Annotated in this window: 13 protein-coding genes; 4 read left to right on the top strand and 9 right to left on the bottom strand. The window is 44.4% G+C overall.

The annotated features are described in order from the left end of the window. From ICN44_RS06735 to dnaA, 9 genes are all read right to left on the bottom strand, one after another. Positions 1-921, bottom strand: coding sequence for a branched-chain amino acid ABC transporter permease (locus ICN44_RS06735; protein ID WP_216263263.1), 921 nt, complete (start codon positions 919-921; stop codon positions 1-3). Positions 922-939: 18 nt separating this feature from the next. After that, positions 940-2,163: an ABC transporter substrate-binding protein gene (locus tag ICN44_RS06730; protein ID WP_216263262.1), complete on the bottom strand. Its 1,224-nt coding sequence runs from the start codon at positions 2,161-2,163 to the stop codon at positions 940-942. A gap of 22 nt (positions 2,164-2,185) precedes the next feature. After that, positions 2,186-2,890, bottom strand: a complete 705-nt coding sequence (locus ICN44_RS06725) for an ABC transporter ATP-binding protein (protein WP_216263261.1) — start codon at positions 2,888-2,890, stop codon at positions 2,186-2,188. Continuing rightward, the gene (locus ICN44_RS06720; RefSeq protein ID WP_216263260.1) at positions 2,887-3,654 is read right to left on the bottom strand and encodes an ABC transporter ATP-binding protein; all 768 of its coding nucleotides are present in this window, start codon (positions 3,652-3,654) and stop codon (positions 2,887-2,889) included. Before ICN44_RS06720 ends, ICN44_RS06725 begins: the two co-directional genes overlap by 4 nt. Before the next feature lie 105 nt (positions 3,655-3,759). After that, positions 3,760-3,975 (bottom strand): DUF3717 domain-containing protein, encoded by a 216-nt coding sequence (locus tag ICN44_RS06715; protein ID WP_216263259.1) that lies wholly within the window; start codon positions 3,973-3,975, stop codon positions 3,760-3,762. A gap of 11 nt (positions 3,976-3,986) precedes the next feature. Beyond that, positions 3,987-4,481 (bottom strand): SET domain-containing protein, encoded by a 495-nt coding sequence (locus ICN44_RS06710; protein WP_215358805.1) that lies wholly within the window; start codon positions 4,479-4,481, stop codon positions 3,987-3,989. A 3-nt stretch (positions 4,482-4,484) separates the two neighbouring features. Then, complete coding sequence (gyrB, locus tag ICN44_RS06705) at positions 4,485-6,983, bottom strand: DNA topoisomerase (ATP-hydrolyzing) subunit B (protein WP_216263258.1); 2,499 nt, start codon at positions 6,981-6,983, stop codon at positions 4,485-4,487. Positions 6,984-6,994: 11 nt separating this feature from the next. Then, positions 6,995-8,110: a DNA polymerase III subunit beta gene (gene dnaN, locus ICN44_RS06700; protein WP_216263257.1), complete on the bottom strand. Its 1,116-nt coding sequence runs from the start codon at positions 8,108-8,110 to the stop codon at positions 6,995-6,997. A 264-nt stretch (positions 8,111-8,374) separates the two neighbouring features. Continuing rightward, positions 8,375-9,802: a chromosomal replication initiator protein DnaA gene (gene dnaA / locus ICN44_RS06695; protein WP_255537475.1), complete on the bottom strand. Its 1,428-nt coding sequence runs from the start codon at positions 9,800-9,802 to the stop codon at positions 8,375-8,377. A 222-nt stretch (positions 9,803-10,024) separates the two neighbouring features. Here dnaA and rpmH point away from each other — a divergent pair, with 222 nt between their 5' ends. Genes rpmH through yidC form a run of 4 tightly spaced genes read left to right on the top strand, consistent with a single transcriptional unit; the run spans position 10,025 to position 12,408 of the window. Next, positions 10,025-10,159 carry a 50S ribosomal protein L34 gene (rpmH, locus tag ICN44_RS06690; protein ID WP_011903922.1) on the top strand — a complete coding sequence of 45 codons (135 nt, stop codon included), beginning with the start codon at positions 10,025-10,027 and terminating at the stop codon, positions 10,157-10,159. An 8-nt stretch (positions 10,160-10,167) separates the two neighbouring features. Then, a complete protein-coding gene (gene rnpA / locus ICN44_RS06685) occupies positions 10,168-10,485 on the top strand; it encodes a ribonuclease P protein component (protein WP_255537474.1) in 318 nt (105 codons plus the stop codon). Then, positions 10,486-10,728 carry a membrane protein insertion efficiency factor YidD gene (yidD, locus tag ICN44_RS06680; protein ID WP_216263256.1) on the top strand — a complete coding sequence of 81 codons (243 nt, stop codon included), beginning with the start codon at positions 10,486-10,488 and terminating at the stop codon, positions 10,726-10,728. A 6-nt stretch (positions 10,729-10,734) separates the two neighbouring features. Continuing rightward, positions 10,735-12,408, top strand: a complete 1,674-nt coding sequence (gene yidC, locus ICN44_RS06675) for a membrane protein insertase YidC (protein ID WP_216263255.1) — start codon at positions 10,735-10,737, stop codon at positions 12,406-12,408. Positions 12,409-12,443 lie beyond the last annotated feature (35 nt).

The following is a 12,443-nucleotide window of genomic DNA, read 5'->3' as shown; positions in this document are numbered from 1 at the left end:
TTATTTCTCCCGCCCAAACAGTCCAGCAGGACGAATCAAAAGAACAATTGCCATGATCACAAAAATCACAACGCCGGAGGCCTCTGGATAAAAGACCTTAGTCAGACCCTCAACCAGACCCAAGCCCAAACCACTAAGGATGGCACCCATAATCGAGCCCATGCCACCAATCACCACCACCGCAAACACAACAATGATGAGGTTGGAACCCATCAACGGGTTCACCTGGAAAATGGGGGCTGCTAATACACCAGCAAAACCTGCTAGACCAACGCCATAGGCGTAGGCCAAAGAAATCATCAGCGGGACATTGATACCAAAGGCTTGTAGTAATTTAGGGTTTTCGGTTCCAGCGCGCAAATAGGCGCCCAACTTTGTTCTCTCAATCACATACCAGGTTGAGAAACATACCGTCATAGAAATCACCACAACCCATACGCGATACTTTGGCAAGATGATGCCAAGCGACTCTAACGGGATTGCCCCCTGCAATATCTCTGGGGCTGGATAACTCTCTCCAGAGATGCCGTACCAATGACGGAACATGCCCTCAATAATGAGTGCCAAACCAAAAGTCAGCAACAAACCATATAGGTGATCAAGGTGGTACAGGCGGCGCAACATCGTGCGCTCCAGAATTAAGCCAAATCCCGCCAAAACCAATGGCACAACAATAAGAGCAAACCAATAATTAATAGATAGGTCAGGGAAGCCAAGCCATTGGCTAATCTGGGTTAAACCAATCCAAGCAATAAAAGCGCCCATAGTGTACTGAGCGCCATGTGCAAAATTAATGATGTTGAGAAGGCCAAAAATAATGGCCAATCCCAAACTCAATATGGCGTAGAACGAGCCATTAATAAGCCCCACCAAGAGCTGGGCTACCAGCCCTTGAGGGGTAATTCCGAGAAGTTCAAACATTCTTGATTTCTAAATTTCTTACTTATTAACTAACTTGCACTTTGATTGCGAAAGCGGCAAAGTTGCTTCAGCAGCAGGAATCGTCGCGCGCACATTGTAGTAATCCCACGGGCTCTTAGAGTCAGCCGGTTTCTTCACTTCCAACAAATACATGTCATGCTCAAACTTGCCATCCGCACGAATCTTGCCTTTGAAGAGGCCGTCATCGATGTTGGTTGATTTAAGCGCCTTCATTACAGCCTGTGTATCGTCTGTGCCAGCTTTTTGAACCGCATTCAAATAAGCAAGAACGGATGAGTAAACACCGGCTTGAACCATGGTTGGCATACGCTTGTGTTGCAAAATAAAGCGTTTGGAGAATGCGCGGGTCTTGTCATCCTTGTCCCAATAGAATCCTTCTGTAAGGTACATGCCTTGTGCGGCAGGCAGGCCCAAAGAATGCACGTCGGAGATAAACATCAACAAAGGAACAACCGTTTGTTTTTTGTTGATACCAAACTCAGAGGCTTGCTTAACGGTGTTGATAGTATCTTGACCAGCATTTGCCAAAGCAACTACGTCCGCACCACTAGCTTGCGCCTTTAAAAGGTATGAAGAGAAATCGCTATTAGGGAAAGGGTGTTTGCTAGTGCCCAAAACTTTACCGCCATTAGCAGTCACAACAGCCGTCGCATCTTTCTCAAGAGCAGCACCGAAAGCATAGTCGGCAGTAATAAAGTACCAATTCTTTTTACCCTGTTTTACAACTGCCTTACCTGTGCCATTAGATAGTGCATATGTGTCATAAGCCCAATGCACATTGTTTGGCGTACATTTTTCATTGGTAATAGTTAAGGAGCCTGCGCCAGAAACCAAAGTGATCTTGTTCTTTTGCTCTGCCACTTCCATCACAGCCAAGGCAACGTTGGTTGAAACTAATTCAACAATCACATCCACGCCGTCTTTGTCGTACCATTCGCGCGCTTTGTTTGCTGCAATATCAGCCTTGTTTTGGTGATCAGCACTAACAAGTTCAATCTTTTTTCCAATTACAGTACCGTCTTTGGAAAAATCAGCAATTGCCATTTTTGCAGCAATCACTGCACCAGGGCCAGCCAAATCAGAATAGGTTGATGAAAGGTCGGTTAATACACCAATCTTTACAACGTCACCACTTACCTTAGATCCACTTTGTGCAAATGCTGGGTTTGAACCAAATATGGTCGCCGCAACCAGACATGCGGTTATTTGCTTTAACTTCATTACCGTCTCCTATAGAAATCCACTAAACACCAAGATACTCATTTAATAAAGTTGCTTTTTCTGCAAGCTCGCTTTGTTGCACCACCTCAACCACATTTCCGTGCTCAACCACATAATGACGATCAGCCAAGGGTGCAGCAAAGCGGAAGTTTTGCTCAACCAACACAATCGTGAAGCCTTTGTTGCGCAAGCTGGTAACAACTTCTCCAAGCTTTTGCACAATCACGGGCGCCAACCCCTCAGTAATCTCATCCAACAACAATAACTTTGCACCGGTTCTCAAAATTCGCGCCATCGCTAGCATTTGCTGCTCGCCACCAGATAAGCGGGTGCCGGGGCTATTTTTTCTTTCATAGAGGTTTGGAAACATTTCATAAATCTCATCCAAACCCATGCCGCCAGGCGCAATCTCCGGCAAAAGCAAAAGGTTTTCCTCTGTACTCAAGCTAGCAAAAATTCCTCTTTCCTCTGGGCAAAAACCAACCCCCAAACGAGCAATCTTATAAGTGGGCATGGAGATAGTTTCCGCCCCATACACATCTACAGAACCAGTTCTTTTGCTAGTTAAACCTAAGATGGTCTTCAGAATAGTGCTTCGACCGGCGCCATTTCTTCCCAGCAAGGTAACAACCTCGCCATCACGCACAGCAAAATTCACGCCATGCAAAATGTGAGATTCGCCATACCAAGACTCTAAATTTTTAACCTCTAGCGCCATGGTGCTCATAGGTTGTCTCCCCCATGGCTACCCATATAAGCCTCAACAACTAGTGGGTTGCTTGAAACCTCATGATAAGAACCCTCAGCTAGCACGGAGCCACGCTGTAAAACGGTAATACGATCTGCAATTGAAGAAACCACCTTCATATTGTGTTCAACCATCAGAATAGTGCGGCCCTTGGCTACACGATCAATCAATTCTGTTACGCGCTCAACATCTTCATGCCCCATTCCCTGGGTGGGCTCATCCAAAAGCATTAACTCCGGCTCCATAGCTAAAGTTGTTGCAATTTCAAGCGCTCTTTTACGGCCATAAGCTAGGTTGAGCGTTTCCTTGTTGGCAAAGTCTTCCAAGCCAACCTCATGTAGAAGCTCTAAAGCGCGCTCATTAAGCACATTTAAAGAGTTTCCAGACTTCCAGAAGTGAAACTCGGTTCCCAACCCTCGCTGCAGTGCAACACGAACATTTTCTATAACCGTTAAATGTGGAAAAACAGCGGAAATCTGAAAGGAGCGAATAATGCCCCTTCTCGCAATTTGTGCTGGGGCCTCTTTGGTGATGTCAAAGCCATTGAATAAGATTTGGCCGCTGCTGGGCTCTAAAAACTTAGTCAGCAAATTGAAGCAGGTTGTTTTGCCAGCTCCATTGGGCCCAATCAAAGCGTGAATAGTTCCCCGAGCGACATCTAGGTTCACATCGGTGACCGCAGAAAACCCCTTAAAGGATTTCCCCAGTCCAATTGTTTTTAATATTGTTTCTTGCAATGTCATGCCCTCTACCCCCTACTTGGGAGCAAGAATACGAGAATACCCGAAGATGGCTTGGGTTTATATAGCAATAACCCTAAACAATTAGGGTGCGCAACAGAACAAAACTTAAGAGATTTTTTGAAATTTCTGAATTGCTAAACGAGCCAATTCATCCAAGACGTCCACAGGAATCCTTTGGGCGCCCTGCACAATCATTAGCGCATATGGTTTCGCTAGGGCCGAGGCTTCAGGGCAGAGTCGCAACTCATCACCCTCTGATGGGGACTGGCTGCGCCAGTAATTGATGGCAGCCTCTAACTCTTGGATTGTTACAAACAACATGAAAATTATTTTTACTTATCTTTGGTTGCAAGCATAGTGCCGCGGCATTTTTTTGCACCACAACGGCATTCGTAATCTTTTTTCATTTGCTTAGTAATCTTGCCCTCAATGTCAAGCGAGTAGTCATAAAACAACTCTTCACCAACCTTGAGGGCGCGCTTTGCATAAATGAACACGCGGGGCTCACCATCAAAACTATCTTCCCGGGTTTCGCAAATTGGCTTACATGAATGGTTGATCCAGCGGGCAGCATTCCCACCATATTTCGCATCAATCACACGACCATCTTCCAATGAAAAGTAAAAGGTGTGATTAGGATCTTTAGGGTCGTGGGGGTGGCGCTTCTCTGCAAGCTTCCAGCTGATGCGCTCGCCCTTGTATTCAATAATTGCCTGACCCTTTTTAATGGGCTTAGCAACAAAGACCCCTTTTCCATGAATGGGGGAAGACTTCACAACAATAGAGGATCGGTCCACTTTGGGTGGTTTTAATTTTTTGGCTGTCATAAATTAAACGTCTAGGTTGCGGGCAATAAGGGCATTTTTTTCAATAAATGCGCGACGAGGCTCAACCTCATCCCCCATGAGTGTAGTAAAGACTTGGTCCGCAGCAATTGCATCTTCAATCCTTACCTGCAAGAGTGTTCTAGAGCTTGCATCCATGGTGGTTTCCCACAACTGTGATGGATTCATCTCGCCAAGACCTTTATAGCGCTGACGACTCAATACGCGCTCTGCCTCAGACAATAACCAAGCAAAGGCGGCCCTAAAGTCGCCAATAGTTTGTTCTTTTTGGTTTTTGTCAGGGTCGCCACGACGAACCTTGGAGCCCGCCACAACCTTGCCCGATAAAACAGCTGCAGCATTTGCAAGGCTTTGGTAATCATCACCATGAACAAAGTCCGAGTTAATGGAAGACAACTTCAGATTTCCATGAATACGGCGCGATAACAACAAGCGGAAGCGCTCAGTACGGTCTTCTTTTTGAACAATAACTTCTGGTGGCAAAGCTAAAGGGTTCAAAGAATCCGCAAGCGCTTGCCTTAAACGATCAGCAGACTCATTTGCTGATTTTTCTGTGTCCAGATTTAATGGTGTTCCTGAGGCAATTGCACGCAAAGCATCTTCATCAATGGTTCGAGACAAGCGGTCAACGATCGACTGAATCACTTGGTAGTGTTTTGCCAACTCATTGAGCGCCTCACCCTCAATAATTTCGCCTGATGGTGTTTGTAGGGATGCTGTTTCAAGTGCAATTTTTAACAACAACTGATTTAGCTCGTTGTCGTCTTTAATGTACTGCTCGTTCTTACCAAACTTTACCTTGTAAAGTGGTGGTTGAGCGATATAGATATGGCCACGCTCGATCAACTCAGGCATCTGTCTATAAAAGAAGGTTAAAAGCAGAGTGCGAATGTGGCTGCCGTCCACGTCCGCGTCGGTCATGATAATGATGCGGTGATAACGCAGTTTGTCTGCTTTATATTCTTCGATACCGATGCCGGTGCCCAGAACGGTAATTAAAGTAACCACCTCTTGGCTCGCAAGCATTTTATCAAAGCGTGCTTTTTCAACGTTGAGGATTTTTCCTTTTAAAGGAAGAATGGCTTGGAAGCGACGATCGCGCCCCTGTTTTGCAGAGCCGCCCGCGGAATCGCCCTCAACAATGAAGAGTTCGGATTTGGTTGGGTCTTTCTCTTGGCAGTCAGCCAACTTACCAGGCAAGCCAAGGCCGTCTAATACGCCTTTGCGTCTAGTCATGTCGCGAGCTTTACGCGCCGCTTCGCGGGCACGGGCTGCATCAACAATCTTGCCACACAAAATTTTGGCATCTGCTGGCCGCTCTTGCAAGTAAGCACTCAAAGCTTCTGCAACAATTTCTTCTACTGGGCCACGCACCTCACTGGAAACCAATTTGTCTTTTGTTTGACTAGAGAATTTTGGTTCTGGGACCTTTACTGATAAAACACAGGCCAAACCCTCGCGCATGTCATCACCAGAAATTTCTACTTTTGCTTTCTTAGCAACTTCATGCTCATCAATGTATTTATTAATGACTCGCGTCATTGCAGCACGCAAACCGGTCAAGTGTGTTCCACCATCCCGTTGTGGAATGTTATTAGTAAAACAAAGTACTTGCTCACTAAAACTGTCATTCCACTGCATAGATACTTCAGCAGTAATTTGACCGCCTAAGTCTGAAGGGCGATTACCCTCAGCATAAAAAATATTGGGGTGCAGTACGTTTTTAGTTTGGTTGATGTACTCAACAAAGCCTTTAACACCACCAGAGAATGCAAAGTCTTCTTCTTGACCGGTGCGTTGATCAATCAGTTTAATGTGAACACCGTTGTTTAAGAATGAAAGTTCGCGAATACGCTTAACTAAAATTTCATAATGAAACTCAACGTTTCCAAAGATTGTTTCGTCGGCCAAAAAGTGAACTTCAGTTCCTGAAAGCTCCGTGTCACCAGTAACGGTAATTGGAGAAACTAAAACCCCATTCTCATCAACAACATTGCGATTTTGAATAACGCCGCGCGCAAACTCCATGTAATGCGCTTTGCCGTCACGCCGGATGGTTAACTTCAACCATTTAGATAGCGCATTTACGCAACTAACACCCACACCATGTAGACCGCCAGAAACTTTGTAACTGTTTTGATCGAACTTACCACCTGCATGCAGCTCGGTCATAACGATTTCAGCAGCACTGCGTTTCGGCTCATGCTTATCGTCGTATTTAATCCCTGTTGGGACACCACGACCATTATCGACAATAGAAATAGAGTTATCAGTTTGAATAACTACTGTGATTTCAGAACAATAACCTGCTAAAGCTTCATCAATGGAGTTATCCAAAACCTCAAATACAAGGTGATGCAGACCTGTACCATCGGATGTGTCACCGATGTACATACCAGGCCGTTTACGAACAGCCTCAAGACCCTCTAAGATTTGAATCGATGCAGCGCCGTACTGCTCTACTACCTTTTTTTCTTCAGTCATTTTTTTCTAAGTTAAATACGCATTGGCATCACAACATACTTAAAGCTCTCTGAGCCAGGCAGAGTAATCACAGCACTGCTATTTGCATCACCCAAGCTAATTTGAATCTTTTCGCTCTTTAGGTTTGATAAAACATCCAACAAGTAGCTAACGTTAAATCCAATCTCTACCGCATCACCAGAATACTCAGTCTCAATTTCTTCTTGAGCCTCTTCTTGCTCAGCGTTGGTTGATTGAATTGTGATGCGGTTTGGGGATAATGAAAAACGAACACCTTTAAATTTGTCTGTTGTCAAAATAGCGGCACGTTGAAGTGCTGATTGAAGAGTTTCACGACCAACTACGAGTGAGTTTTTATGACCCTTCGGAATCACTCTTTGAAAGTCTGGGAACTTACCTTCAACTAATTTTGAGATTAACTCAATATCCCCAAATGAAAACTTCACCTGATTAGTTGTCAAACTAATTTCCAAGGACTCATCAGAATCTTCAAGCAAGTGCTGGCACTCTAAAATTGTTTTGCGAGGAATAATGATTTCTTGTTTTTGACCAGAGCCTGAGGGGGCATCTGCTAGCTCAACCTGAGAGTAAGCAAGGCGGTGACCATCTGTTGCCACTGCAACTACCTCTTTACCCTCAATTACCAACAGCATCCCATTTAAGTAATAACGAATATCTTGCTGAGCCATTGAAAAATGCACTTGGCTTATGAGTTGACGGAAAGTCTTTTGTGACATCTTCCAAGCAGCAGTTACCTCACCCACACTTTGCATCACCGGAAACTCAGTTGCAGAAAGTGTTTGTAAAGAGAAGCGGCTTTTGCCGCTTTGTACAACCATCTTGTTATCTTTAAGATTTAAAGATACTGGACCCTCTGGCAATGCACGCAAAATATCTAAAAGTTTTCTAGCGGCAACGGTGGTTGTTACATCCTCAGTACCAACACCAAAATTAGCGTTTGTTGTAATTTGAATTTCAATATCAGTGGAGATGAATGAAACCTTTTCTCCAACCTTTTTAAATAAGAGATTTACCAAAATTGGCAGTGTGTGTCTGCGTTCAACAATTCCACTAACAACCTGAAGTGGTTTTAGTAGGCTATCGCGAGAAGTGTTAACGAGTTGCATTGCTTTTAAATCCTTGTATATATCTTAGTAGTAATAGTAATAAGGGTTCGAAATTCCGTGGATAAGTCAAAAACCTCTTAAAAAACAACAAATTGAAGACTAAAAAACCTGTGGAAAACTCTTGTATAAGCACTGCATAAAAAGGGGATAACTTTTTATCAATACCCTATTTTTGCATGAAGCTGAACCTTTCCACAATTTATCCACATCCAATCCCCAAACTTATCACTAGGGTTGTCCACAACCTTATCCACAAGCAAAAAACTACGCCTTTAAGGTTTGCTCAATAACATGAATCTCATGGTTTAACTGGCCATCATGGGCTCGCTCATCTGCAATCTTGCGAACGGCGTGAAGGACGGTTGTGTGGTCCCTACCGCCAAATAATTCACCAATCTCCGGCAAACTTTTTTGTGTCAATTCTTTAGCCATAAACATTGCAATTTGACGGGGGCGAGCAATATTAGCTGGACGCCTTTTGGAATACATGTCTGCAACCTTGATGCTATAGAAATCAGCAACCGCCTTTTGAATGTTTTCAACAGAAATTTGACGATTTTGGATGGAAAGCAGGTCTTTTAGTGCTGTTCTAGCAACCTCAATCGTGACCTCGCGACCGTGGAAGCGAACAAACGCCAAAATCTTTCTCAAAGCCCCCTCTAGCTCACGAACGTTTGAGCGTAGGTGTTTTGCCACAAAGAATGCAACATCCTCACTCATGGGGATGCCTTCACTAATGGCCTTTTTCATTAAAATAGCGACACGCATTTCTAGTTCCGGCGGCTCAATGGCAACCGTTAGCCCGGAATCAAAACGGGAAATAAGGCGATCATCAATACCCGCCATTTCCTTGGGGTAGGTATCACTAGTAATAATGACTTGGGCTTTGTTGCTTAATAAGGCCTCAAAAGCGTAGAAAAACTCTTCCTGAGTCCTGGATTTGCCGCTAAAAAACTGAATGTCATCAATAAGTAAGAGATCTAAGGAGTGGTAGTAGCGCTTAAAGCGGTCAAACGCCTTTTGTTGGTATGCGCGGACCACATCTGAAACATACTGTTCGGCGTGGATATAGCGAATACGGGCGCTTGGCTTCTCTTTTAAAAGGTGATTACCAATCGCGTGAATTAAATGGGTCTTACCCAGGCCTACTCCACCATATAAGAACATGGGGTTGTAAGAGGTTCCAGGGTTGTGCGCCACCTGAATAGACGCAGCCCTAGCAAGTTGATTGGCTTTACCAGTAACAAACGTTTCAAAAGTAAGATTTGGATTGAGTTTCGAATGATCTTCAATCTCAAAAGCACTCTCTTCTACCGATATGCTTGGTTCCGGGATCTCCACAAAAACATTTTTTTCTGTGGGCTCTTCTATCGATACTGGGGGTGCGGTATTGGTTGCGCCACCCTCGACAGAAAGCGTAAAACTGACATTAATGGGGCGCCCAAAATACTGGGAGGCCAACTCTTGGAATCGGTCGGCAAACGTTTTTTTGGTCCAGTCCAACTTAAATCGGTTGGGAGCTCCAATTGTTAGTGAGTCATCACTTTCAACAAAAGACAATAAGGTAAGAGGCTGAATCCACGTTTTAAACTGTTGGGGCGACAGTTCGCGAGATAAAATGCCGATAGCATCATCCCAGAACCCCAGTGGGCTAATTGAATTCAAGGCGGGGGGATTGTGTAGGTTGCTCATATTTTTGGAGGATCCATTGTAGCGATGCTCCAAAGTTATCCACAAGCAACAAAAACGTGGAAAAGCTGTGGATAACTTGTGAACAATATAAAAATCTCTATTTAAATTAATGATTTAAGAGAAATTTGACTAAAAATAGAGAAAAACACCTACATATTCATTAAGATTGATTGACCTTTTGCTCTGCAACAAGGAAAATACTTGGTTTTCCAGGGATCGAACATGAAAAGAACTTACCAACCCTCAGTAACTCGTCGCAAGCGTACACACGGCTTCCGTATTCGCATGAAAACCAAAAGCGGACGCGCAGTTTTAAATGCTCGTCGTGCAAAAGGCCGCAAGCGTTTGGCTGTGTAACTTAGCCATTGAATAGCGCAAGGATTTCTGAATTACTTAAAGCACGCCCCAAGACAAGTTTGTACTGGGGTATGTATATTGCATCCACTCAAGAGGGCCTCAAGCCTGACTTGGGGGTTGCGGTAGCAAAGAAGTTGGCCAAAAGAGCGGTTGATCGAAACCGCCTAAAGCGGATGATTCGCGAATTGGTTTGGACGGCTCAAGCCAACACATTAAACAAAGATGTTGTGGTCAAGCTCAAAAAACCAATCGGTCGCGAAACCCGGGGCAGACTCAGAAAAAAAGAAAAAGAAATTTTGCGCTCTCAAATTTCGGGGCTGCTTTAGGTGCGCGCCTTAAATAATGCGGCAATTAAGTTGGTAAAAATATATCAATTCGCCTTAAGTCCATATTTAGGTATGCACTGCAAGTATGTGCCCAGCTGTTCGCAATATGCATGTGACTGCTTTAGTCATTACGGATTTATTAAAAGCTTTGGCCTAACGGCGTGGCGTCTTTTGCGCTGCAACCCGTTGTCACACGGCGGTTATGATCCTGCTGTAAAAGATACAAAACACCAACTTAAGTGAATGTAAATGGACTTTAAAAAAACAATTCTTTGGGCAGTATTCTCGATGTCGGGTCTCATGCTCTACAACAATTGGCAGGTTCATGAAGGTAAGCCATCCTTGTTTGGTGGCGCCCCAGCGAGCTCCCCGGTTGCGGCTGACAAGACCACAATAGGAGGCAAGGTTGATGTCCCCATGCAAGCTGCAGGCGCGCCGGCTGTTGCCGTAACGCCAGTGCTTAGTGGCGGCACCATAGAAGGCGCAGAAAAGTTCACACTCCAAAATGATGTGCTGGCATTGGAAATTAGTGCCAGCGGAGCGAATGTAATTGATGCTAAGTTATTAAAAGAATTAACTGCTGAGAAAAATCCAGTAGAGCTTTTTCAATACACACCAACACACAAATACTTTGCACGGTCTGGTTTAATTTCTTTAAACAATAACGACCTTCCAAATCACACAAGTACCTTTAAATTAATACAGTCAGGAAAAGATGGTTCGGGTAGGCCGTTTGCAGTATTAGCTAGCGAACGCAACGGCGTCAAACTTGAAAAAACATTCATCCTAAATCCTGGCAGTTATGTTGTAGATGTTGGCCATCGCGTTACACAGACAACAAACAACCCAAACCCCCTTGTCCTTTACACAGAAATTGTGCGCGATGCTTCGCAAGAACAAAAAATCGGCCCATTTGGTGGCGCCTTCTCAGCCAGCACCTTTACTGGACCTGCGGCTTATACAGACAAAGAAAAATTTAATAAGCTGGAGTTCTCGGCAATTGATAAAAACAAAATTACCATTCCAACGCAAGTTGCTGCTGGTGAGCCAGCTTGGATCGCCATGGTTCAGCATTACTTTGCGAGCGCCTGGATTCCAGGCGACAAAGATGCGCGGGATATTTATGCTGGAAGAATAGACAACGGCCTATATCGAATTGGTATGCAAACACCCTTAGGTGTTGTTGCCCCAGGAGCAACTGTTGTAGAAAAAGCCAGATTATTTGTGGGACCTCAAGAAGAAAAGGTTCTGGAGACGATTGCTCCAGGCTTTGAGTTGCTTAAGGACTACGGTTATCTGACCATCATCGCTAAGCCTATTTTCTGGCTGTTAGAAAAAATTCATGGTTATGTTGGTAACTGGGGTTGGTCAATCATTCTGTTGACCATCTTAATTAAGTTGGTGTTCTTCCCCCTGTCTGCTGCAAGTTACAAATCGATGGCTCGCATGAAAGAAGTGCAACCACGCCTGGTAGCGATGAAGGAGCAGTACAAGGGCGAACCACAGAAGCTCAACCAAGCCATGATGGAGATGTATCGCAAGGAAAAGATTAATCCGTTGGGTGGATGTTTGCCGGTTGTCATTCAGATTCCCGTGTTCATTTCTTTGTATTGGGTACTATTGTCATCGGTTGAGATGCGTGGCGCACCATGGGTTTTGTGGATTCATGACCTCTCAGTCCCTGACCCGTACTACATTTTGCCAATCATCATGGCCATCTCGATGTTTGTGCAAACCAAACTGAACCCAACGCCTCCAGATCCAATTCAGGCGAAGGTGATGATGTACATGCCGATCGTCTTTTCAATCATGTTCTTTTTCTTCCCTGCGGGCTTGGTTTTATATTGGGTTACTAATAACCTTCTATCGATTGCTCAACAGTGGCAGATTAACCAGATGTTTGGAAAAAAGCCCGCTAAGTAATTTGAGCGCGGCATAACTCGCTTGCAATAAATAGA

This window comes from Polynucleobacter sp. JS-Fieb-80-E5, from assembly GCF_018882015.1.
In the GTDB taxonomy this organism is placed as follows: domain Bacteria; phylum Pseudomonadota; class Gammaproteobacteria; order Burkholderiales; family Burkholderiaceae; genus Polynucleobacter.
Note: the sequence above shows the minus strand (reverse complement) of the source record. Positions and strands in the feature narration are given on the sequence as shown.

What these genes read in the sequence shown, in the direction of transcription:
- ICN44_RS06735 (WP_216263263.1), bottom strand. Translation starts at nt 921, where the DNA reads ATGTTTGAACTTCTCGGAATTACCCCTCAAGGGCTGGTAGCCCAGCTC.
- ICN44_RS06730 (WP_216263262.1), bottom strand. Translation starts at nt 2,163, where the DNA reads ATGAAGTTAAAGCAAATAACCGCATGTCTGGTTGCGGCGACCATATTT.
- ICN44_RS06725 (WP_216263261.1), bottom strand. Translation starts at nt 2,890, where the DNA reads ATGAGCACCATGGCGCTAGAGGTTAAAAATTTAGAGTCTTGGTATGGC.
- ICN44_RS06720 (WP_216263260.1), bottom strand. Translation starts at nt 3,654, where the DNA reads ATGACATTGCAAGAAACAATATTAAAAACAATTGGACTGGGGAAATCC.
- ICN44_RS06715 (WP_216263259.1), bottom strand. Translation starts at nt 3,975, where the DNA reads ATGTTGTTTGTAACAATCCAAGAGTTAGAGGCTGCCATCAATTACTGG.
- ICN44_RS06710 (WP_215358805.1), bottom strand. Translation starts at nt 4,481, where the DNA reads ATGACAGCCAAAAAATTAAAACCACCCAAAGTGGACCGATCCTCTATT.
- gyrB (WP_216263258.1), bottom strand. Translation starts at nt 6,983, where the DNA reads ATGACTGAAGAAAAAAAGGTAGTAGAGCAGTACGGCGCTGCATCGATT.
- dnaN (WP_216263257.1), bottom strand. Translation starts at nt 8,110, where the DNA reads ATGCAACTCGTTAACACTTCTCGCGATAGCCTACTAAAACCACTTCAG.
- dnaA (WP_255537475.1), bottom strand. Translation starts at nt 9,802, where the DNA reads ATGAGCAACCTACACAATCCCCCCGCCTTGAATTCAATTAGCCCACTG.
- rpmH (WP_011903922.1), top strand. Translation starts at nt 10,025, where the DNA reads ATGAAAAGAACTTACCAACCCTCAGTAACTCGTCGCAAGCGTACACAC.
- yidC (WP_216263255.1), top strand. Translation starts at nt 10,735, where the DNA reads ATGGACTTTAAAAAAACAATTCTTTGGGCAGTATTCTCGATGTCGGGT.